This is a genomic window from Pseudomonas sp. CCNWLW23 (genome assembly GCF_037095675.1).
GTDB classification, from domain to species: domain Bacteria; phylum Pseudomonadota; class Gammaproteobacteria; order Pseudomonadales; family Pseudomonadaceae; genus Aquipseudomonas; species Aquipseudomonas atacamensis.
The window spans coordinates 1-20,119 of sequence record NZ_JBAWKM010000028.1; the positions used below are offsets into that span (position 1 = coordinate 1).

Annotated in this window: 20 protein-coding genes; 7 read left to right on the top strand and 13 right to left on the bottom strand. The window is 60.5% G+C overall.

All coding sequences use genetic code 11. The features are described from left to right. Nucleotides 1-90: 90 nt before the first annotated feature. The 3 genes from V8J63_RS25210 to algW form a co-directional block, all read right to left on the bottom strand. Nucleotides 91-810: a DUF4198 domain-containing protein gene (locus tag V8J63_RS25210; RefSeq protein WP_130927087.1), complete on the bottom strand. Its 720-nt coding sequence runs from the start codon at nucleotides 808-810 to the stop codon at nucleotides 91-93. Nucleotides 811-822: 12 nt separating this feature from the next. Further along, the gene (locus V8J63_RS25215) at nucleotides 823-2,928 is read right to left on the bottom strand and encodes a TonB-dependent siderophore receptor (protein ID WP_336464801.1); all 2,106 of its coding nucleotides are present in this window, start codon (nucleotides 2,926-2,928) and stop codon (nucleotides 823-825) included. Nucleotides 2,929-3,016: 88 nt separating this feature from the next. Then, the gene (algW, locus tag V8J63_RS25220; RefSeq protein WP_016770590.1) at nucleotides 3,017-4,174 is read right to left on the bottom strand and encodes a Do family serine endopeptidase AlgW; all 1,158 of its coding nucleotides are present in this window, start codon (nucleotides 4,172-4,174) and stop codon (nucleotides 3,017-3,019) included. A 104-nt stretch (nucleotides 4,175-4,278) separates the two neighbouring features. On the opposite strand from algW, the gene V8J63_RS25225 reads away from it, so the two are divergent. From V8J63_RS25225 to cysN, 3 genes are all read left to right on the top strand, one after another. Next, complete coding sequence (locus V8J63_RS25225) at nucleotides 4,279-5,037, top strand: Nif3-like dinuclear metal center hexameric protein (RefSeq protein WP_024011629.1); 759 nt, start codon at nucleotides 4,279-4,281, stop codon at nucleotides 5,035-5,037. Nucleotides 5,038-5,286: 249 nt separating this feature from the next. Beyond that, on the top strand, nucleotides 5,287-6,204 hold the full coding sequence (gene cysD, locus V8J63_RS25230; protein WP_016771664.1) for a sulfate adenylyltransferase subunit CysD: 918 nt from the start codon (nucleotides 5,287-5,289) through the stop codon (nucleotides 6,202-6,204). Between the two features lie 9 nt (nucleotides 6,205-6,213). Next, nucleotides 6,214-8,112, top strand: coding sequence for a sulfate adenylyltransferase subunit CysN (cysN, locus tag V8J63_RS25235; protein WP_336464802.1), 1,899 nt, complete (start codon nucleotides 6,214-6,216; stop codon nucleotides 8,110-8,112). A gap of 196 nt (nucleotides 8,113-8,308) precedes the next feature. Here cysN and V8J63_RS25240 read toward each other — a convergent pair whose 3' ends face one another. Genes V8J63_RS25240 through V8J63_RS25250 form a run of 3 tightly spaced genes read right to left on the bottom strand, consistent with a single transcriptional unit; the run spans nucleotide 8,309 to nucleotide 11,692 of the window. Beyond that, nucleotides 8,309-9,214: an acyltransferase gene (locus V8J63_RS25240; RefSeq protein ID WP_125927120.1), complete on the bottom strand. Its 906-nt coding sequence runs from the start codon at nucleotides 9,212-9,214 to the stop codon at nucleotides 8,309-8,311. Continuing rightward, the gene (pta, locus tag V8J63_RS25245) at nucleotides 9,215-11,314 is read right to left on the bottom strand and encodes a phosphate acetyltransferase (RefSeq protein ID WP_024011632.1); all 2,100 of its coding nucleotides are present in this window, start codon (nucleotides 11,312-11,314) and stop codon (nucleotides 9,215-9,217) included. Nucleotides 11,315-11,365: 51 nt separating this feature from the next. Beyond that, the gene (locus V8J63_RS25250) at nucleotides 11,366-11,692 is read right to left on the bottom strand and encodes a DUF3565 domain-containing protein (RefSeq protein ID WP_073473919.1); all 327 of its coding nucleotides are present in this window, start codon (nucleotides 11,690-11,692) and stop codon (nucleotides 11,366-11,368) included. Between V8J63_RS25250 and V8J63_RS25255 the strand changes: the two genes are divergently transcribed. The 3 genes from V8J63_RS25255 (at nucleotide 11,661) to V8J63_RS25265 (ending at nucleotide 14,011) form a co-directional block, all read left to right on the top strand. After that, nucleotides 11,661-12,146 carry an FKBP-type peptidyl-prolyl cis-trans isomerase gene (locus V8J63_RS25255; protein ID WP_016771661.1) on the top strand — a complete coding sequence of 162 codons (486 nt, stop codon included), beginning with the start codon at nucleotides 11,661-11,663 and terminating at the stop codon, nucleotides 12,144-12,146. The two genes, V8J63_RS25250 and V8J63_RS25255, sit on opposite strands and share 32 nt — an antisense overlap. 123 nt (nucleotides 12,147-12,269) lie before the next feature. Continuing rightward, nucleotides 12,270-12,752 carry a glutathione peroxidase gene (locus V8J63_RS25260; protein WP_016771660.1) on the top strand — a complete coding sequence of 161 codons (483 nt, stop codon included), beginning with the start codon at nucleotides 12,270-12,272 and terminating at the stop codon, nucleotides 12,750-12,752. A 155-nt stretch (nucleotides 12,753-12,907) separates the two neighbouring features. Next, nucleotides 12,908-14,011, top strand: a complete 1,104-nt coding sequence (locus V8J63_RS25265) for an NADH:flavin oxidoreductase (RefSeq protein ID WP_122508236.1) — start codon at nucleotides 12,908-12,910, stop codon at nucleotides 14,009-14,011. Nucleotides 14,012-14,138: 127 nt separating this feature from the next. Here V8J63_RS25265 and V8J63_RS25270 read toward each other — a convergent pair whose 3' ends face one another. Beyond that, nucleotides 14,139-15,338: a glycosyltransferase family 4 protein gene (locus V8J63_RS25270; protein ID WP_130887176.1), complete on the bottom strand. Its 1,200-nt coding sequence runs from the start codon at nucleotides 15,336-15,338 to the stop codon at nucleotides 14,139-14,141. A 40-nt stretch (nucleotides 15,339-15,378) separates the two neighbouring features. Beyond that, nucleotides 15,379-16,131: a sulfate transporter CysZ gene (gene cysZ / locus V8J63_RS25275; protein ID WP_130887177.1), complete on the bottom strand. Its 753-nt coding sequence runs from the start codon at nucleotides 16,129-16,131 to the stop codon at nucleotides 15,379-15,381. Nucleotides 16,132-16,443: 312 nt separating this feature from the next. Here cysZ and trxB point away from each other — a divergent pair, with 312 nt between their 5' ends. Further along, nucleotides 16,444-17,406, top strand: coding sequence for a thioredoxin-disulfide reductase (trxB, locus tag V8J63_RS25280; protein ID WP_016771656.1), 963 nt, complete (start codon nucleotides 16,444-16,446; stop codon nucleotides 17,404-17,406). A 195-nt stretch (nucleotides 17,407-17,601) separates the two neighbouring features. Here trxB and V8J63_RS25285 read toward each other — a convergent pair whose 3' ends face one another. The 5 genes from V8J63_RS25285 to V8J63_RS25305 form a co-directional block, all read right to left on the bottom strand. Next, nucleotides 17,602-17,940: a HopJ type III effector protein gene (locus tag V8J63_RS25285; protein WP_122881963.1), complete on the bottom strand. Its 339-nt coding sequence runs from the start codon at nucleotides 17,938-17,940 to the stop codon at nucleotides 17,602-17,604. Further along, nucleotides 17,933-18,229: a DUF1244 domain-containing protein gene (locus V8J63_RS25290; RefSeq protein ID WP_056782977.1), complete on the bottom strand. Its 297-nt coding sequence runs from the start codon at nucleotides 18,227-18,229 to the stop codon at nucleotides 17,933-17,935. The genes V8J63_RS25285 and V8J63_RS25290 overlap by 8 nt, the downstream gene beginning before the upstream one ends. A gap of 95 nt (nucleotides 18,230-18,324) precedes the next feature. Then, nucleotides 18,325-18,696 (bottom strand): dihydroneopterin triphosphate 2'-epimerase, encoded by a 372-nt coding sequence (gene folX, locus V8J63_RS25295; RefSeq protein ID WP_016771653.1) that lies wholly within the window; start codon nucleotides 18,694-18,696, stop codon nucleotides 18,325-18,327. A 72-nt stretch (nucleotides 18,697-18,768) separates the two neighbouring features. After that, entirely contained in the window at nucleotides 18,769-19,479 is a 711-nt protein-coding gene (gene folM / locus V8J63_RS25300) for a dihydromonapterin reductase (RefSeq protein ID WP_110600284.1), read from the bottom strand. Between the two features lie 58 nt (nucleotides 19,480-19,537). After that, on the bottom strand, nucleotides 19,538-20,107 hold the full coding sequence (locus V8J63_RS25305; RefSeq protein WP_073473745.1) for an antibiotic biosynthesis monooxygenase: 570 nt from the start codon (nucleotides 20,105-20,107) through the stop codon (nucleotides 19,538-19,540). Between the last annotated feature and the right edge of the window lie 12 nt (nucleotides 20,108-20,119).

Consider the following 20,119-nt stretch of genomic DNA (forward strand, 5'->3'; position numbering starts at 1 on the left):
TCGACTCGGTCTTTCAGGTCGATGTATCCCGCAAGACAACTCGGTCGGCTCCCTCTCCCTCTGGGAGAGGGCTGGGGTGAGGGTGTGCTTTTATTCGTGATGCGGCTCGCCAAGGAATGTCAGCGAACTGAACAACCCACGACTGTCCACATCCGCGCTGTCCCTCACCGGCACCTCGACCTGCGCCGCAATCACATTCAACCCTTCATTACGCACCAGCACCTGCGCACGCCCATCCTTGTCGGTCTCGGTGCTCAGGGTGTTTGGCGCGCTGCGATAGTCGCCATACAACTTCACCCCCGCCGCCGGTTTGCCATCGAGCAGCACCCGCACCGGTAACGATTTACCCGGCCCGACCGTCAGCGGATCAACCTCCGGCAGGATCAGCAGTTTGATCTGCTCCAGTTTCGGCAACTTCGTCCCCGGCTGATAGATCGCCAGGCTGTACTTGAACGTCTGCGTGGCCTCGGTGGCGCCGGGCACTTTGCTGCGTCCTTCGTTGATCCACTTCTTGTCCGCCGTCTGCGACCACATGCCGTTGTTCAGCGCCACGGCCAGCACCGCCGGCGGCTTCAATGGTTTCAAACGGGCATGATCGGCCAGGCGCTCGACGCTGACCGGGATCATTTTGCCGCTTGCGTCATAAGCCCAGGCACCGCTGATTTTCTGCGCCTTGAAGGCGTTGTCTTCGGCGCCGTGGCCGTAGATCACTTCGATGTTGCCGCGTCGCTCCTCTGTCCACAGGCCGTGCGCCGACACCTGGCCGGTGAACAGCGCAGCGATGAGCAGAAGGGATTTGCCGTAGTGCATGGTGACGTCCTTTTACAGGTTGAGTGTCAGGCTGACAGTGAAATTGCGTGGCTCGCCGGGGTTGACCCAGTAGTTGCTGTAAGAGCGCTCGTAGTATTTTTCGTCGAAGATGTTGTTCAGGTTCAGGCCGAGCGTGACGTTGTCGCTGGCCTTGTAATGCGCGAGCAGGTCGACGGTCTGGTAGGCCGGCAATTCGAAGTCGCTGCCGGATTCGCCCGAGCGATCGCCGACGTAAGTGAACGCTGCGCCGACGTCTGAACCGCGCAGTCGGCCATCCTGAAATTCATAAACACCCAGCAGACTGCCGCTGCGTTTAGCCACGCCGAGGATGCGGCTGCCGGTAGGAATGGTCGCGTCGCCCTTGGTCACCTCGGCGTCGATGTAGGCGAAGGCGCCGATGACCCGCACCGCGTCGGTCACCTGGCCGCTCACTTGCCAATCGAAACCCTGACTGCGCGCCTTGCCCATGGCGCGGCTGGTGTCGGTGCCCGGATCGAGGGCGAGAACGTTTTCCTTGTCGATGTGGAAGAAGGCGAGGGTGCTGCTCACGCGCTCATCGAACAGTTCGTTCTTGATCCCCACTTCGTAACCGACACCTTCTTCCGGGTCGAAGGATTTGCCGGAGGCATCCAGGCCGTTGTTCGGTTTGAACGAGGTCGAGGCGTTAGCGAACAGGCCGGTGCTCGGCGTGAGCTGATAGAGCAGGCCGGCGCGTTGAGTCAGTGCGTCGTGGCGCTGCTGGCTTTTGGCGTTGCGGCTGTGATCGTCGATGCGCTGATCGAAATGCTCGAAGCGCGCGCCGACCATGCCGCGCAGCTTGTCGGTGAAGATGATCTGGTCCTGCAGATTCAGCGCATGACTTTCGACGTGTTCGAAGAAGTCGGTTCCCGAGCGTGCGCCGTTGGGTTTCGGCTGGCCGTAGACCGGCTTATAGATGTCGATAGCGTAGGGGCCGCCAGCAATGGTGGTGACGCGTTCGTCCTTGCGATAATTCTCGTACTCGGTGCCGATCAGCAATTCGTGCTGCCACGGGCCGAGGTCGAACAGACCGCGCAGTTCCAGTTGGGTGATGCTGTCGTGCCAACTCGTATCGCGTTCGCGCAAGCGGCGGTTGACCGTGTGGCCGTCGGCGTTCAGCGCGCGTTGTTCCGTGGCGTCGCCCCAGAGCTTGCCTTCCTTGTAGTGGCTGGCCAGACGCAGTTTCCAGCTGTCGTTCAGATGGTGTTCAAGAGTGGCCTGGAGCAGGTTGTTGTGGTTGTCGATGTTGCCGTCGTTGGGCTCGCCGAGGAAGGTCGAGCGCGATACGCCGCTCCACTTGTTGTTCGGCGCCACCACACCACGATCGAACGTCGAGTTGTGACGGACGATTTCGCTCTCCACCAGCAGCGAGGTGTCCGGGTTCAACTGCCAACTGATCGAGGGCGCGACGAATACCCGCTGGCTGTCGACGTGGTCGCGAAAGCTGTTGTTGTCTTCTACGGCGAAGTTGATGCGCGAGAGCACATTGCCCTGGTCATCAAGGGGCGTGTTGACGTCCAGCGCGGTGCGGTAGCGATCCCAACTGCCGGCGCTGGTTTGCACAGTGGTGAACGCTTCGGGCTGCGGCTTCTTGGTGACGATGTTCACCGTGCCGCCCGGATCTCCCCGGCCGTAAAGGCTGGCGGCCGGGCCTTTGAGCACTTCGATGCGCTCGATGTTCGCTGCATCCGGCGTGCTCGGGTAACCGCGATTGGCACTGAAGCCGTCCTTGTAGAACTCCGAGGTGGTGAAGCCGCGCACGCTGTATTCGTACAGGGTCAGGCCGCCGAAGTTGTTCTGCTTCGACACGCCGCCGGCAAAATCCAGCGCGCGTTCAACGCTGGTGCTGCCCAGATCCGAGAGCACACTGGCCGGGACCACGCTGATGGCTTGCGGGATATCGCGAATCGCCGTGTCGGTTTTGGTCGCACTGGCCGAGCGAGTCGCGCGATAACCGCTGACCGGGCCGGTGGGTGATTCGTAGTCGGAAGTGACGCTGATGGCTTCCAGCTCAACGGGCTCCGGCTCATCGGCGAAGGCGGGATCGCAGAGCAAACCCAGAGTCAGGCCCAGCAGCGAGGCCTTTTTGCGAGACGACATGTTATGTTGTTCCAATTGCTAGAATTGAAACAATATAACATGCCTGTTGAGAATGTCTGTTATTCGCGCCACTGGCGCGAAAACATTTTTACTCTTCTTTTTCTTTCACCGGTGCCGGCGGTGGACGCAGGCCGATTTCAGCCGTCAGCTTCAGCTCCTTGCCGTTGCGCATGACCTGAATCGTCACCTTGTCGGTCGGTTTGATCCGCGCCACCTGGTTCATCGAGCGGCGACCATCGCCGGCCGGCTCGCCATCGATGCTCAGAATCACATCGCCCAGTTGCAGGCCGGCTTTCTGCGCCGGGCCGTCACGGAAGATCCCCGCGACGACAATCCCCGGTCGCCCGGACAAGCCAAACGACTCCGCCAGTTCCTGAGTCAGCGGTTGTACTTCGATGCCCAGCCAGCCGCGAATCACCTGGCCGTGCTCGATGATCGACTTCATCACTTCCATCGCCAGTTTCACCGGGATGGCAAAACCGATGCCTTGCGAGCCGCCGGATTTGGAAAAGATCGCCGTGTTGATACCGGTGAGGTTGCCGTTGGCATCGACCAGCGCACCGCCGGAGTTGCCCGGGTTGATCGCCGCATCGGTCTGGATGAAGTCTTCGTAGTTGTTCAGGCCCAACTGATTACGGCCGGTGGCGCTGATGATGCCCATGGTCACGGTCTGGCCGACGCCGAACGGGTTGCCGATGGCCAGCGCGACGTCACCGATGCGAATGCTGTCGGAGCGGCCGACGGTGATTGCCGGCAGGTTTTTCAGATCGATTTTAAGGACAGCAAGGTCGGTTTCCGGATCGCTGCCGATCACCCGCGCGAGTGTTTCGCGACCATCCTTCAGCGCCACGACAATCTGGTCGGCGCCGCTGGTGACGTGGTTGTTGGTAAGGATGTAGCCTTCCGGGCTCATGATCACCCCGGAACCCAGGCTCGATTCCATGCGCTTCTGTTTCGGCGAGTTATCACCGAAGAAGCGGCGGAACTGCGGATCCTCGAACAAGGGATGCGCCGGTTTGTTGATGACCTTGGTGGTGTACAGGTTGACCACCGACGGCGCGGCGATGCCCACCGCATCCGCATAGGACACCGGCCCCTGCTGCACGATCGTGGTCTGAGGGGCCTGTTGCAGATTGACGTCGAGGCTCGGCAGCCCGACCCACTCGGGGTAACGCTGAATAATCAACAGAGCGATAAGCACACCGGCCAACAGCGGCCAGCCAAAAAAACGCAGCGCCTTGAGCATTAAGCACGTTCCTGGAAAGGTTGCAGGCGAGGTCAGACCGCCCATAATGTCGCGCATTATACGAGGCCGCGCGCGCCTCTGAACGGGATATTTAGGAGTCTTTCATGGCCGTTGCCCTCAGCACCCTCGTCGAAGAAGCCGACCGTTACCTGGGCAGTGCGAAAATTGCCGATTATTGCCCCAACGGATTGCAGGTCGAAGGCCGCCCGCAGGTGATGCGTATCGTCAGCGGCGTCACCGCCAGCCAGGCTTTACTGGACGCGGCCGTGGAAGCCGAGGCCGACCTGATCCTGGTCCACCACGGTTATTTCTGGAAAGGCGAAAACCCTTGCGTCACCGGCATGAAACAGCGCCGCTTGAAAACCTTGCTCAAGCACGACATCAGTCTGCTCGCCTATCACCTGCCGCTGGATCTGCACCCGGACGTCGGCAACAACGTGCAACTGGCGCGTCAGCTCGACATCACTGTCGAAGGGCCGCTCGACCCGAGCAATCCGAAAGTCGTCGGGCTGGTCGGCTCACTGAATGAGCCAATGACTGCGCGGGATTTCGCGCGCAAGGTGCAGGAAGTCATGGGCCGCGAGCCGCTGCTGATCGAAGGCAGCGGCATGATCCGCCGCGTCGGCTGGTGCACCGGCGGTGGCCAGGGCTATATCGACCAGGGCGTGGCGGCGGGTGTCGACCTGTTCATCAGTGGCGAGGCCTCCGAGCAGACTTTCCACAGTGCGCGGGAAAACGACATCAGCTTCATCGCCGCCGGCCACCACGCCACCGAGCGCTATGGCGTACAGGCGCTGGGTGAGTATCTGGCGAAGCGCTTTGCCCTGGAGCACATCTTCATCGATTGCCCGAATCCGATCTGAACTCACCTCAAACTCCTGTGGGAGCGAGCCTGCTGGCGAAGGCGTCAGACCTTCAATACAAAGGTGCCTGACACCCCGCCTTCGCGAGCAGGCTCGCTCCCACGTTCGGCCCTGACGGCCGAACTGGTGGGCATATTCATATACCCTTTCGATCTAGTTGGCGTCCTGATTAGAAGAGGTCGCTGTGCTAGGATTCCTCGCTCGAACACGGCCCGCTGGCCGTTCATAAGAAAGCTTTCGTGAGTAGCCATGGTCGACAAACTGACGCATCTGAAACAGCTGGAGGCGGAAAGCATCCACATCATCCGCGAGGTGGCCGCCGAGTTCGATAACCCGGTGATGCTGTACTCCATCGGTAAAGACTCCGCCGTGATGCTGCACCTGGCACGCAAGGCGTTCTTCCCGGGCAAACTGCCGTTTCCGGTGATGCACGTCGACACCCGCTGGAAATTCCAGGAAATGTACAAGTTCCGCGACAAGATGGTCGAAGACTTGGGCCTGGACCTGATCACCCACATCAACCCCGATGGCGTGGCGCAGAACATCAACCCGTTCACCCACGGCAGCGCCAAGCACACCGACATCATGAAAACCGAAGGCCTGAAACAGGCACTCGACAAGCATGGTTTCGATGCAGCGTTCGGCGGCGCCCGTCGCGATGAAGAGAAATCCCGCGCCAAAGAGCGCGTGTACTCGTTCCGCGACAGCAAGCACCGCTGGGACCCGAAAAACCAGCGTCCAGAGCTGTGGAACGTCTACAACGGCAAGGTCAACAAGGGCGAATCCATCCGTGTGTTCCCGTTGTCGAACTGGACCGAGCTGGACATCTGGCAGTACATCTATCTCGAAGGCATCCCGATTGTGCCGCTGTACTTTGCCGCCGAACGCGAAGTGATCGAGAAGAACGGCACGCTGATCATGATCGACGACGAGCGCATCCTCGAGCACCTGTCCGATGAAGACAAAGCGCGCATCGTGAAAAAGAAAGTGCGGTTCCGCACCCTTGGCTGCTACCCGTTGACGGGCGCGGTGGAGTCCGAGGCCGAAAGCCTGACGGACATCATTCAGGAAATGCTCCTGACGCGAACTTCCGAGCGCCAGGGCCGGGTCATCGACCACGATGGCGCAGGCTCGATGGAAGACAAAAAACGTCAAGGCTATTTCTAAGGGGCTGTCATGTCGCATGTTTCTGATTTGATCAGCGAGGACATCCTCGCCTACCTGGGCCAGCACGAACGTAAAGAGCTGCTGCGCTTTTTGACCTGCGGTAACGTCGATGACGGCAAGAGCACCCTGATCGGGCGCCTGCTGCACGACTCGAAAATGATCTACGAAGATCACCTCGAAGCGATCACCCGCGATTCGAAGAAAGTCGGCACCACCGGTGACGACATCGATCTGGCGTTGCTGGTCGACGGTCTGCAGGCCGAGCGTGAGCAGGGCATCACCATTGATGTCGCCTACCGCTATTTCTCCACCGCCAAGCGCAAATTCATCATCGCCGACACCCCCGGCCATGAGCAGTACACCCGCAACATGGCCACCGGTGCGTCCACCTGTGACCTGGCGATCATTCTGGTCGACGCCCGTTACGGCGTGCAGACCCAGACCCGTCGCCACAGCTTCATCGCTTCCCTGCTGGGTATCAAACACATCGTCGTCGCCATCAACAAGATGGACTTGAAGGACTTCGACGAAGGCGTGTTCGAATCGATCAAGGCTGACTACCTGAAGTTCGCCGAAGGCTTGAAGATGAAGCCGACCAGCATGCACTTCGTGCCGATGTCTGCCCTCAAGGGCGACAACGTGGTGAACAAGTCCGAGCGCTCGCCGTGGTACACCGGCCAGTCGCTGATGGAAATCCTCGAGACTGTGGAAGTGGCGGGCGATCGCAACTTCATCGATCTGCGTTTCCCGGTGCAGTACGTCAACCGTCCGAACCTGAACTTCCGCGGTTTCGCCGGCACCCTGGCCAGCGGCATCGTGCACAAGGGCGACGAAGTCGTGGTGCTGCCGTCGGGCAAGAGCAGCCGGGTGAAGTCCATCGTCACTTTCGAAGGTGAGCTGGAACACGCAGGTCCCGGTCAGGCGGTAACGCTGACCATGGAAGACGAAATCGACATCTCCCGTGGCGACCTGTTGGTGCATGCCGACAACGTGCCGCCGGTGACCGACAGCTTCGAAGCGATGCTGGTTTGGATGGCTGAAGAGCCGATGCTGCCGGGCAAGAAATATGACATCAAACGCGCCACCAGTTACGTGCCGGGCTCGATCGCCAGCATCGTCAACAAGGTCGACGTCAACACGTTGGAAGAAGGCCCGGCGAGCGCGTTGCAGCTCAACGAAATCGGCAAGGTGAAGATCGCGCTCGACGCGCCGATCGCCCTCGACGGTTACGAAAGCAACCGCACCACCGGCGCGTTCATCGTCATCGATCGCTTGACCAACGGCACCGTTGGCGCTGGCATGATCGTCGCGCAGCCAGTGACGCACGGCACCGCCACGCATCACGGCAAACTGGCGCACGTGGCGACTGAAGAACGCGCCCAGCGCTTCGGCCAGCAACCAGCCACCGTGCTGTTCAGCGGCCTGTCCGGTGCGGGCAAAAGCACCTTGGCGTATGCGGTCGAGCGCAAGCTGTTCGACATGGGGCGCGCGGTGTTTGTACTCGATGGCCAGAATCTGCGTCATGATTTGAACAAAGGTCTGCCACAAGATCGCGCCGGGCGTACCGAGAACTGGCGTCGTGCCGCGCACGTGGCGCGTCAGTTCAACGAAGCGGGGCTGCTGACGCTGGCCGCGTTCGTTGCGCCGAGTGCCGAAGGTCGCGAGCAGGCCAAGGAACTGATCGGCAAGGATCGCTTGCTGACGGTCTATGTGCAGGCGTCGCCGACCGTGTGCGCCGAACGTGATCCGCAAGGTCTGTACGACGCTGGCGGCGACAACATCCCGGGCGAATCCTTCCCGTACGATGTGCCGCTCAATGCCGACCTGGTGATCGACACGCAGTCGCTGAGCCTGGAAGAAAGCGTCAAGCAAGTGCTGGAGCTGTTGCGTCAGCGTGGCGCAATCTAAGGTAGAAGCAGCGACAGGCTTCTAGCTGCAAGCGGCAAGAAAAAGCCCGCCGGTGAGTGATCATCGGCGGGTTTTTTATTTCAGAGCGCTGCAATTAAAACTGTGGGAGCGAGCCTGCTCGCGAAAGCTTTATCTCATTCAACATCTTTGTATGCTGATCCACCGCTTTCGCGAGCAGGCTCGCTCCCACAGGGGGTTATTGGTGACCTGGAAATTCGCGGTGCATCTGCTCCAGCAACGCATCCTTGTCCAGCCACAGCTGATTGATCCAGCCCTGGAACTGCAATCGATACTCGCCGTCCTGATCGTAGTTCTTGCCGATGAAGGCCGGCGGGATTTTGATTTCTTCAAAATGCACCACCACATCGCGCACATTGCCGCAGAGCAAATCCCAGAACCCCGGACGCCCGGCCGGATAATGAATCGTCACATTGACGATTGATTCCAGCTGTTCGCCCATCGCATCGAGCACAAAGGCGATCCCGCCGGCCTTGGGCTTGAGCAGGTACTTGAACGGTGACTGCTGCTGCGCATGCTTGCCTGCGGTGAAGCGTGTGCCTTCGACGAAGTTGAAAATTCCCACCGGGTTATGCCGGAATTTCGCGCAGGTCTTGCGCGTGGTTTCTAAGTCCTTGCCTTTCTTCTCCGGGTGTTTTTCCAGGTACGCCTTGGAGTAGCGCTTCATGAACGGAAAGCCCAGCGCCCACCAGGCCAGGCCAATCACCGGCACCCAGATCAGCTCCTGCTTGAGGAAGAATTTCAGCGGTTGGATCTTGCGGTTGAGCACGTATTGCAGCACCAGAATATCCACCCAGCTCTGGTGGTTGCTGGTGATCAGGTACGAGTGCTGATAGTCGAGACCTTGCAGGCCGCTGAGGTGCCAGCGGGTGCGCCGTACCAGATTCATCCAGCCCTTGTTGTTGCTGATCCACGCCTCGTGGGTGTGGCTCATCAGCCAACCGGCGATGCGCTGGGTAAAGGCAAACGGCAAAGCCTTGACCAGCGCCACGCAGAACAGGAACGAGCACAGCAGAATCGTATTGAGCGCCAACAGCAGCGAGGCGATTACGCCGCGCACGGGTGCGGGTAGAAAATCCAGCATTTACACATCCATAGGTCGGTTGGCGGCTTGAATTGCGGTGAGCGCGATGGTGTAGACGATGTCATCGACTTGCGCGCCGCGCGGCAGGTCGTTCACCGGTTTGCGCAGGCCTTGCAGCATCGGCCCGAGGCTGACGCAATCGGCGCTGCGCTGCACGGCTTTGTGCGTGGTGTTGCCGGTGTTCAGATCGGGGAACACAAACACCGTGGCGCGCCCGGCGACCTGACTGTTCGGCGCCAGTTGCCGCGCCACGTCGGCGTTGGCGGCAGCGTCGTACTGCAACGGGCCGTCGATCAACAGCGAGTTTTGTTGCTCATGGGCGAGCAGAGTTGCCTCGCGGACTTTCTCGACTTCTTCACCGCGCGCCGATTCGCCGCTGGAGTAGCTGATCATCGCCACCCGTGGGGTAATGCCGAATGCGGCCGCCGAGTCAGCGCTTTGCAGGGCGATCTCGGCCAGTTCCGCGGCGCTCGGGTGCGGGTTCATCACGCAGTCGCCGTAGACCAGCACTTCTTCCGGAAAAAGCATGAAGAACACCGACGACACCAGCGTGCAGCCCGGTGCGGTCTTGATCAGTTGCAAGGCCGGGCGGATGGTGTTGGCGGTGGTGTTGATTACCCCGGAGACCAGGCCGTCGACCTCGTCCAGCGCAAGCATCATGGTGCCGATCACCACCGTGTCTTCCAGTTGCTGCTCAGCCATCGGAGCGTTGAGGCTTTTGCTCTTGCGCAGAGCGACCATCGGCTCGACGTAACGCTCGCGGATGTGGTCCGGGTCAAGGATTTCCAGACCCGGCGGCAGCACGATGCCTTGGGCGCGGGCGACCGCTTCGACGTCTTCGGGTTTGGCCAATAGCACGCAGCGGGCGATCCCGCGTTCCTGACAGATCGCCGCCGCTTGCACGGTGAACGGCTCGCTGCCTTCGGGCAGCACGATGCGCTTGTTCGCCGCTTGCGCGCGCTGGATCAATTGATAGCGGAACACTGCCGGCGACAGGCGCATCTCCCGAGGCGTACCGCAGCGCTGGTGCAGCCAGTTGGCGTCGAGGTGGCTGGCGACGAAATCGGTGATGATCTCCGCGCGCTCGCGGTCATCGATCGGGATTTCCTTGTTCAGGCCATTGAGCAGATTGGCGGTGTCGTACGAGCCGGTGCTCACCGACAACACCGGCAAACCGGCCTGCAACGCGCCCCGGCACAGGTCCATGATGCGCGGGTCGGGCAGGGTGTCGCTGGTCAGCAGCAGGCCGGCCAGCGGCACACCGTTGATCGCCGCAAGGCTGACGGCGAGGATGATGTCGTCGCGATCGCCCGGCGTCACCACCAGCACGCCGGGCTTGAGCAGCTCGACGGTGTTGCGCATGGTTCGTGCGCAAATGATGATTTTGCTCATGCGCCGGGTTTCGTAGTCGCCCGCGTTGAGCACTTGCGCGCCCATCAGGTCGGCGACGTCGCGGGTGCGCGGCGCATTGAGTTCCGGCTGAAACGGGATGCAGCCAAGCAAGCGGAAATCACCGCTGCGCAGCAACGGCGAATGTTCCTTCAGACGCGTGGCGAAGGCGTCCATGCTCTCGTCGGTCTTGACCTTGTTGAGGATCACCCCGAGGACCTTCGGATCCTTCGGGCCGCCGAACAATTGAGCCTGAAGCTCGACACGGCCAGAAAGCTCGGCGAGCACTTCGTTTTCCGGCGCCGAGACCAGAATCACCTCGGCATCCAGGCTCTTGGCCAGGTGCAGATTGACCCGCGCGGCGTAACTGGCGCTGCGGGTCGGCACCATGCCTTCTACCACCAGCACGTCTTTGCCGACCGCCGCTTGCTGATACAGGGCGATGATTTCTTCGAGCAATTCGTCGAGCTGACCGTCGCCGAGCATGCGTTCGACGTGCGCCAGCCCCAACGGCTGCGGCGGTTTCAGGCCATGGGTGCGCGCCACCAGTTCGGTGGAACGCTCAGGGCCAGTGTCGCCCGGATGTGGCTGGGCGATCGGTTTGAAGAAGCCGACTTTGAGACCGGCGCGTTCAAGCGTGCGCACCAGCCCGAGGCTGATGGAGGTCAGACCCACGCCAAAATCGGTGGGGGCGATAAAAAAAGTTTGCATGGGAATTCTCTATGCAAGGGTGTCAGCCTATGTCTGGCCGACTACCGAAATTCAGTCGCCAAGGTTAGCGCTAACCGAGCCTTGTGCACACCAACCGCAGGCAAAGGGTTGACCTGTTTTTTCAATACGTTGCGCCGGATCCAGGACCCAGGCGCGGGTTTGCCACGGCGGCTGGTGGCGCAGGTGCTGGGTGTGGCCACAGGAAAGCTCGACCACCCAATGGCCATCTTCGTCCTGATGGAAGCCGGTGATGGTCGAAACCCGTTTGTCCGGGTTGTGGTCGCTTTCACGCGATTGCTTCGCTAAACTTGGCCTTTCTATATTCTTATGCAAAAGGTCTCGCCCCATGCTGATCGCCGCCAATAAGGCTGTCTCCATCGACTATACCCTGACCAACGACGCTGGTGAGGTCATCGACAGCTCCGCCGGCGGCGCTCCGCTGGTTTACCTGCAAGGCGCAGGCAACATCATCCCGGGCCTGGAAAAAGCCCTTGAAGGCAAAGCTGTCGGCGACGAGCTGAAAGTAGCCGTTGAGCCGGAAGACGCTTACGGCGAATACGCCGCCGAGCTGGTCAGCACCCTGAGCCGCAGCATGTTCGAAGGCGTTGACGAGCTGGAAGTCGGCATGCAGTTCCACGCTTCGGCGCCGGACGGCCAGATGCAGATCGTCACCATCCGTGATCTGGACGGCGACGACGTCACCGTTGATGGCAACCACCCTCTGGCCGGTCAGCGCCTGAACTTCGAAGTGAAGATCGTTGATATCCGTGACGCCAGCCAGGAAGAAATCGCTCATGGTCACGTCCATGGCGAAGGTGGCCATCACCACTGATTTTCTGCGCTAAGCTTCGAGTACTGGAGAGGCGCCTGTGGGCGCCTTTTTAGTCCGCGGCTGTCCTTGGTGGCCTCGCCAAGTGGCTGTTTCGAGTAGAACACGAGAATCCTGGAGTTCGGCATGAGTGCTTTTCACGACCTTAAGTTGACAGCCCTGGATGGTCAGGAGCTACCGCTGGCGCCGTTCAAGGGCCAAGTCGTGCTGGTGGTCAACGTGGCCTCCAAATGCGGCTTGACCCCTCAGTACGCGGCACTGGAAAACCTCTACCAGCAATACAAAGATAAAGGCTTTGCTGTGCTGGGCCTGCCGTGCAACCAGTTTGCCGGTCAGGAGCCAGGCTCGGAGAAAGAAATCCAGGAGTTTTGCAGCCTCAACTATGGCGTGACCTTTCCGTTGTCGAGCAAGCTCGAAGTCAATGGCCACGAGCGGCATCAGTTGTATCGCCTGCTGGCGGGCGAGGGCGCCGAGTTTCCCGGTGACATCACCTGGAACTTCGAAAAGTTTCTGCTCGGCAAGGATGGCCGGGTGCTGGCGCGGTTCTCGCCGCGCACCGCGCCGGATGATCCGACAGTGATTGCCGCGATCGAAAAAGCCTTAGCCTGAATCAGAAAATCGCAGCATTGAGCTGCGATTTTTTTTGCCTGCCTTTTGACCCTTAATCATTCAGATCAATAGTGCTGTCACGCAAAGGACGTGGCGGATATTATCGCCGTCATATCGATTCATGCCTGTCGCCAACGTTTTCGTGGAGCCTCTCGATGCCTGTTCAAGCCCTGTTCAAACCGTTCCATCTCGGTGCCCTCGAACTGCCGACCCGCGTGGTCATGGCGCCAATGACCCGTTCGTTTTCGCCGGGCGGTGTGCCGAATTCCAAAGTCATTGAGTACTACCGTCGTCGTGCGGCCGCCGGGGTTGGTTTGATCATCACCGAAGGCACCACCGTCGGCCACATCGCGTCCAATGGCTATCCTAACGTGCCGCAATTTTTCGGTGATGCGCCGCTGGCCGGCTGGAAAAAAGTTGTCGACGCCGTGCACGCCGAGGGCGGCAAGATCGTCCCGCAACTGTGGCACGTCGGCAGCGTACGCCGCCTCGGCACCGAGCCGGACGCCAGCGTGCCGGGCTACGGTCCATCGGAAAAACTCAAGGATGGTCAGGTCGTGGTGCACGGCATGACCAAACAGGACATTCAGGACGTGATCGCCGCGTTCGCCCAGGCCGCCAAAGATGCGCAAAGCATCGGCATGGACGGTGTGGAAATCCATGGCGCCCACGGCTATCTGATCGACCAGTTCTTCTGGGAAGGCAGCAACCAGCGCAGCGACGAATACGGTGGCAGCCTGGCCAACCGTTCGCGTTTTGCCATCGAATTGATTCAAGCAGTGCGCGCAGCCGTCGGTGAGGGTTTCCCGATCATCTTCCGCTTCTCGCAATGGAAGCAGCAGGATTACACCGCGCGTCTGGTACAAACCCCCGAAGCGCTGGGCGAGTTTCTCAAGCCGCTGTCAGACGCTGGCGTGGACATTTTCCATTGCTCGACCCGACGCTTCTGGGAGCCGGAGTTCGACGGCTCGGATCTGAACCTCGCTGGCTGGACCCGCAAGCTGACCGGCAAACCGACCATCACCGTGGGCAGCGTCGGCCTGGACGGCGAGTTCTTGCAGTTCATGGTCAACACCGACAAGGTCGCGCAACCGGCCAGCCTGGAAAACCTGCTGGAGCGTCTGAACAAAGAAGAGTTCGACCTGGTAGCGGTGGGCCGTGCGCTGCTGGTCGATCCGGACTGGGCGCAGAAAGTCCGTGAAGGGCGTGAGCAGGACATTCTGCCGTTCAGTCGTGAGGCGTTGATGACCCTGGTCTAAGCTGCGCCAGTTCGAACCATTCGCGAACAGGCTCACTCCCACCTTCGACCGCATTCCATCTGAAAGAATGCAGTACCCATGTGGGAGCGAGCCTGCTCGCGAAAGCTGTTTCTAAGTCGCCGAAAATCTAAGGTTGTGTCTGCGCCCCAGGCACCACCAGCTCCCCCACACAAGCCCCACGCAAATAACCCTCGAACTGCTCGATAATCGCCGCCCAGCCCTGGCGACTGCCATGCTGCCGCGCATTCAGCCGCACACAGCGCAACCGCTCATCCTCCTCCAGTAACCACGCCGCCGCTTCGCAAAACGCCTGCTCATCGCCGGGCATGGCTGACACGCCGTTGTAGCCGTGGCGAATATGCTGCGCCGCGGCTGCCTGATCATAGGCAACGACGCCGAGTCCCGAAGCCAGGGCTTCCAGCACCACATTGCCGAAGGTTTCGGTCAGGCTGGGAAATACGAACAGATCTCCTGAGGCGTAGTGCGCCGCCAGGGCTTCTCCCCGCTGCGCGCCGCAGAAGATCGCCTCCGGCAGTTCTTTTTCCAGCGCCGAACGCTGCGGGCCATCTCCGACCACGATCAGCTTCAGATGGCGCTGTGGATAAGTTTCGCGCAGACCTTCAAAGCAGTGTTTGAGCAGGCCCAGATTTTTCTCCGGGGCGAGCCTTCCTACGTGGATGACCGCGATATCCGTCTCAGAGAGTCCCCATTGCTCACGCAACGCGGTCTGACGTTTGCTCGGATGAAACAACTGGCTGTCCACACCCCGCGACAACAACGCCAGCCGCTCGAAATGCCGCCGCTCCAGTTCCAGGCGCTGACTGACGCTCGGCACCAGAGTCATTGCCGAACGATTGTGAAACCAGCGCAGGTAATGAGTGAGCATCCGCGTCAGCAGACCGAGGCCGTACTGGCTGGTGTATTGCTGGAAGTTGGTGTGAAAACCGCTCACCACCGCAATCCCCAGGCGCCGTGCGGCGCGCAGTGCCGACAACCCGAGCGGGCCTTCCGTGGCGATGTACAGCACATCCGGCCGCTGGCGTTTCCAGCGGCGCAGCAGTTTATGCATCGACGACTGGCCCCATTGCAGTCCCGGATAGCCCGGTAGTGGCCATCCGCGACACAGCAACAGTGCATCGTCTTCGCTGCGTTGCGGATCGGTGGCCTGGCGCGGGCGCACGAGCTCTACCTGATGCCCACGTGTGCGCAAACCCTCGCACAAGCGGCCAAGGGTATTGGCCACGCCGTTGATTTCCGGTGGGAAGGTTTCGCTGATGAGGGTGATATGTAGAGCTGTCGTCATGACCTCAGTGTCGGCTGAGGCCATGTCGAGCTTGTTACGGTCGGATGATGGATTTGTGACGCGATCAGTGTTGGATCACCAGATTTTCGGCACCACGCTCGCGCACCCAGAACAACGTCGCCCCGGCTACCGCCGCCGGCATCATCAGGATGTTGACCACCGGAATCAGCAGCACCAGATAGACGATCCCGCCAAAACTCATGCTCTGCCAGCGCTTCTGCCGCAGCCAGGCCAGCATCTCGTTCCAGCCCAGTTTGTGGTTGTCCGCCGGGTAGTCGATGTACTGGATGGCCATCATCCACACGCCGAATAGCAGCCATAACGGCGCGGCGACGATATTTACCACCGGGATGAACGACAGGATGAACAGGCCGATGGCGCGCGGCAGGAAGTAGCCGAGCTTGCGCATTTCCCGGGTGAGGGTGCGCGGGATCATCGCGATCAGTTCGCCCCAGCTGAACGCCGGGAAATCATCAGTGCCGCGCACCACCACTTCGACTTTTTCCGCAAGGAAGCCGTTGAACGGTGCGGCAATGATGTTGGCGAGCATGGTGAAGGTGAAAAACACCATCAAGGCCACTAGGACCACGAACAATGGCCAGAGGATATAGCTGAGGAAACTCAGCCATTCAGGCAACGACGGCATCAGCGTGTCGACCCACAGGCTGAACTGGTGGCCGGCCAGATAGATCAATCCGACGAACAGCACCAGATTGATCGCCAGCGGCAACAACACGAACAGGCGCAGGCCAGGGCTCAGGACCAGTTTGAGGCCTTCGCGCAGGTATTGCGGGCCGGACAGAACAGGGGCGGGCATAAGGTGCTCCGAAGCAAGGGAAAACGCGCCGACGTTACCGGCTTTGCCCTAGCGGCGAAAGCGCGGCAGAGCAATCGACATTCACTGTAACAAAGAGGTCTATCTCGTCAGCGTCTCGGCATAGAGACCACCTATGAGCTGGATTGTTAAACCGTATTTCCTTAATCTTGCCCCCCTCGATACGCTGCACCCAACTTTTTACAGGACTGTCGAGTTCAAGCCTTCCCCAAGGTGTCCACGGTCCTTTTTTATTCCGCCGGCCGTCCGGCGTCCGCGCCAGATTTTTCATGGCCGGCCAACAGGAGCAGATTCATGTCTGAAGTCCGTCATTCGCGAGTGATCATTCTCGGTTCCGGCCCCGCCGGCTACAGCGCTGCGGTCTACGCGGCCCGCGCCAACCTCAAGCCACTGCTGATCACCGGTATGCAGGCCGGCGGTCAACTGACTACCACCACCGAAGTCGACAACTGGCCGGGTGATGTTCATGGTCTGACCGGCCCGGTGCTGATGGAGCGCATGCGCGAGCACGCCGAGCGTTTCGAGACCGAGATCGTATTCGATCACATCAACGCCGTGGACTTCGCTGCCAAGCCGTACACCCTGACCGGCGACAGCGCCGTCTATACCTGCGATGCATTGATCATCGCCACCGGTGCCAGCGCCCGCTACCTGGGCCTACCGTCGGAAGAAGCGTTCATGGGCAAAGGCGTGTCGGCCTGCGCGACCTGCGACGGTTTCTTCTACCGCAACAAGCCGGTCGCTGTGGTTGGCGGTGGCAACACCGCTGTCGAAGAAGCGCTGTACCTGGCCAACATCGCCAGCACCGTGACTCTGATTCACCGTCGCGAAACCTTCCGCGCCGAGAAGATCCTGATCGACAAGCTCAACGCCCGTGTGGCTGAAGGCAAGATCATCCTCAAGTTGAACGCCAACCTGGACGAAGTCCTCGGCGACAACATGGGCGTCACCGGTGCGCGTCTGCGCAATAACGATGGCAGCTTCGACGAAATCAAAGTCGACGGCGTGTTCATCGCCATCGGCCACACCCCGAACACTTCGCTGTTCGAAGGCCAGTTGACCCTGAAAGACGGTTACCTGGTTGTGCAGGGCGGCCGCGAAGGCAATGCGACGGCCACCAGCGTCGAAGGCATCTTCGCTGCCGGTGACGTGGCTGACCACGTTTACCGTCAGGCCATCACCTCGGCCGGCGCCGGCTGCATGGCGGCACTGGACACCGAGCGCTACCTGGACGGCCTGCAGAACGCCACGTTCTAAGACCGCAGGGCACAAAAAAAACCGGCCAGAGATTGGCCGGTTTTTTTGTGCACGCTCTTCCTGCTCCAACGCAATTCGATCGTTCCCACGCTCTGCGTGGGAATGCAGCCCGAGACGCTCTGCGTCCCAAAGCGGACGCAGAGCGTCCAATGAGGCATTCCCACGCGGAGCGTGGGAACGATCCGAATCCCGTTGTTAGCGACGGGTCAGGGGTTGTGCGGTGAATTCAACCCCGGCCAGGCCGTGCTTGATCAACGCGCGGATATTGCTGTGATCGCTGCCCTCAGGCGTCGCCAGCACCGAACGGTAATGCTCGCCGAACGCCAGCAGCGCTTCTTCATCACTCAGACCCTCAAGCAATGCCAGGCCCAGTGTCTTGCACGAACCTTCGTTCTGCCCGGCAGCGTTTTCCACGCCGCCGTTGTTGAATGCTTGCGGCTGGTAGTCGTAACCGGCGGCGATGAACGCCAGGGTGTCGGCGAAAACATGCTCGCCACTCTTGAGCCTGGCGCGCAGGGTGTTCAGATCAGTCATTGGGTTTTCCTTTGGCAAACGCCGCTTGTTGTTCGGCGCTGGCTTCTTGCTGGTATTGGGCTTTCCACTCGGCGTAGGGCATGCCATACACCACTTCGCGGGCGTCATCGAGGCTGACCTCGATCTGGCGTTGATCGGCTTCGGCCTTGTACCACTTCGACAGGCAGTTGCGGCAGAACCCGGCAAGGTTCATCAGGTCGATGTTCTGCACGTCCTTGCGGCTGTCGAGGTGGGCGACCAGTCGGCGAAAGGCGGCGGCTTCGAGTTCCAGGCGTTGTTGATCAGTCATGGGGGTCTCTTCGAGACAGCTTTGAGCGGCAAGCTTCAAGCTGCAAGATGGGTGTCTGTGAGCAAAGTTTACAGCTTGCGGCTTGAGGCTTGAAGCTAGCGACTCGCCGCGAGCGTAATCGATACCGACTCGGCGAAGCGCAGGGCGTGCGGTTTGTCGACTTCGACTTCGGCGTACAGCACCGATGCATTGGTCATCACCAGGTCGAGCAATTCCTGGGTCAGGCGTTCGAGCAGGGCGAAGCGGTTACCTTCGACGTGGGCGATGATCGCTTTGGTGATGGTGCGGTAATTCAGCGCGTGGTCGATGTCGTTGTCACGCACCGCCTCCTGCGCCGCGTACAGAATGGTCAGGTTGATCAGCACATCCTGCTTGTTGAGGATTTCGTCCTCGTTGATGCCGATAAAGGTGCGCAGGCGCAGATCCTTGACCCGGATGCGCGCCATCCCCGGTTGAAGTTGTGGCATTGATTTGCTCCGTCCAGTCTATTGCAGGCGTTCTGGTGGATCTTACTCGACTCGCGGCCGAAGCGGGACGGCCTATTTGACGTGCCGTCCACCGTTGACGGTGAGGGTCGTGCCGGTGACATAGGGATTGTCGAGCAGATAGCGCAGGCTCTGATAGATCACCTCGCTGCCGGGCTCGATACCCAACGCGGACTTGGCCAACGCCTTGGCGCGGTACGCCGCGTCATCGTCTGGGTTGAACAATAACAGCGCCGGGGCGATGCCGTTGACCTTGATGGCCGGCGCAAAGCGCGCGGCAAACGACAGGGTCAGACTGTCGAGCCCGGCCTTGCTGGCGCAATAACCGATGTGCTTGCTGCTGCCTTTGCGGGTGACATCGTCGCTGATGTGGATGATGTCGGCAGGCGTCGAGCGCTGCAGCAACTCGGCGCAGTGCAGGTTGATCAGGTAAGGCGCGAGCATGTGAATGTTGAACATGCGATTGAAGGCTTGTGCTTCGCTGCCCTGGGTTTCCGCCAGCCATTCGGAGGCGTTGTGCACGACGGCGCGCAAGCTGTCGGTGTGGGCTTTCAGCGCGTCGATGAAGGCAAGAATCCCGGCCTCGCTGGAAAAGTCCGCGAACAGCGCTGTCGCGCCAAGATCGCGAAGTGCCTGCACGCCCGGTCGCTCGGTGCGGTAAGTGAAAATCAGCGGGTGGCCGTCCTCGATCAAGCGCTGCGCGCAGTGCAAGCCGACACGCTGGCCGGCGCCGGTGATGAGGATCGGGGCTGCGGAATCTGGCATGGGCGGCTCGCATCGCGGTTGAAGCGAAAACTATAACAGGCTCGCCGCCCGCAGCAGATCAGCGATTTTGCGCCGACGGTGTGGCCGCCAGTGGCCGGGTCGGCGTGCTGTTCAACCAGTTCGCCAGCAGGCGCGTCGACAACGGGATGAAGAAATACACCATCAGCGGCGTCAGGCACGCCGTGCCGATCAATATCCGCGGCAACAGGCTCAACTCAGCCAGCAGCGGGCCGAGGATAAAGTTGAAAATCAGCGACACCGGGAAAAACGCGAGCCAGATCGCCACGGCCTGTTTCCAGCGCGGTGGGCGTTGCCCGGCAGCACCAAACCAGCCTTCAATGCCGCTGACCCGGTGCTCCTTGGGATGTTCGAACAAATCGCTGCCGCGGTTCAGCCAGGCGGTACGCGACGCCGAGTATTCCCAAGCATGCAGGGTCTGCTCATCGACAAAGCGAAAGATGATCTGGAATTCGTTGTCACCGGGCGGTGGCGCAAGGACGCCGGAACCCAGGTAGCCGGGGAAGTCGGTGGCCAGTTGTTCGCCTTCGCGCAACCATGCAATGAGATCGTGATAGCGGCCATCAGCGACGCGACGCGCTACCATCAACGTAACGGGGGAAGTAGACATTTTGTATCTCCG

Bases quoted from the DNA above. Each gene is read 5' to 3' on its own strand.
- V8J63_RS25305 (WP_073473745.1), bottom strand. From the start codon at position 20,107: ATGTCTACTTCCCCCGTTACGTTGATGGTAGCGCGTCGCGTCGCTGAT.
- V8J63_RS25215 (WP_336464801.1), bottom strand. From the start codon at position 2,928: ATGTCGTCTCGCAAAAAGGCCTCGCTGCTGGGCCTGACTCTGGGTTTG.
- cysD (WP_016771664.1), top strand. From the start codon at position 5,287: ATGGTCGACAAACTGACGCATCTGAAACAGCTGGAGGCGGAAAGCATC.
- V8J63_RS25250 (WP_073473919.1), bottom strand. From the start codon at position 11,692: ATGGAGACAGCCTTATTGGCGGCGATCAGCATGGGGCGAGACCTTTTG.
- pta (WP_024011632.1), bottom strand. From the start codon at position 11,314: ATGCAAACTTTTTTTATCGCCCCCACCGATTTTGGCGTGGGTCTGACC.
- trxB (WP_016771656.1), top strand. From the start codon at position 16,444: ATGTCTGAAGTCCGTCATTCGCGAGTGATCATTCTCGGTTCCGGCCCC.
- V8J63_RS25210 (WP_130927087.1), bottom strand. From the start codon at position 810: ATGCACTACGGCAAATCCCTTCTGCTCATCGCTGCGCTGTTCACCGGC.
- V8J63_RS25255 (WP_016771661.1), top strand. From the start codon at position 11,661: ATGCTGATCGCCGCCAATAAGGCTGTCTCCATCGACTATACCCTGACC.
- V8J63_RS25290 (WP_056782977.1), bottom strand. From the start codon at position 18,229: ATGACTGATCAACAACGCCTGGAACTCGAAGCCGCCGCCTTTCGCCGA.
- V8J63_RS25285 (WP_122881963.1), bottom strand. From the start codon at position 17,940: ATGACTGATCTGAACACCCTGCGCGCCAGGCTCAAGAGTGGCGAGCAT.
- cysN (WP_336464802.1), top strand. From the start codon at position 6,214: ATGTCGCATGTTTCTGATTTGATCAGCGAGGACATCCTCGCCTACCTG.
- V8J63_RS25265 (WP_122508236.1), top strand. From the start codon at position 12,908: ATGCCTGTTCAAGCCCTGTTCAAACCGTTCCATCTCGGTGCCCTCGAA.
- folX (WP_016771653.1), bottom strand. From the start codon at position 18,696: ATGCCACAACTTCAACCGGGGATGGCGCGCATCCGGGTCAAGGATCTG.
- folM (WP_110600284.1), bottom strand. From the start codon at position 19,479: ATGCCAGATTCCGCAGCCCCGATCCTCATCACCGGCGCCGGCCAGCGT.
- V8J63_RS25240 (WP_125927120.1), bottom strand. From the start codon at position 9,214: ATGCTGGATTTTCTACCCGCACCCGTGCGCGGCGTAATCGCCTCGCTG.
- algW (WP_016770590.1), bottom strand. From the start codon at position 4,174: ATGCTCAAGGCGCTGCGTTTTTTTGGCTGGCCGCTGTTGGCCGGTGTG.
- V8J63_RS25225 (WP_024011629.1), top strand. From the start codon at position 4,279: ATGGCCGTTGCCCTCAGCACCCTCGTCGAAGAAGCCGACCGTTACCTG.
- V8J63_RS25270 (WP_130887176.1), bottom strand. From the start codon at position 15,338: ATGGCCTCAGCCGACACTGAGGTCATGACGACAGCTCTACATATCACC.
- cysZ (WP_130887177.1), bottom strand. From the start codon at position 16,131: ATGCCCGCCCCTGTTCTGTCCGGCCCGCAATACCTGCGCGAAGGCCTC.
- V8J63_RS25260 (WP_016771660.1), top strand. From the start codon at position 12,270: ATGAGTGCTTTTCACGACCTTAAGTTGACAGCCCTGGATGGTCAGGAG.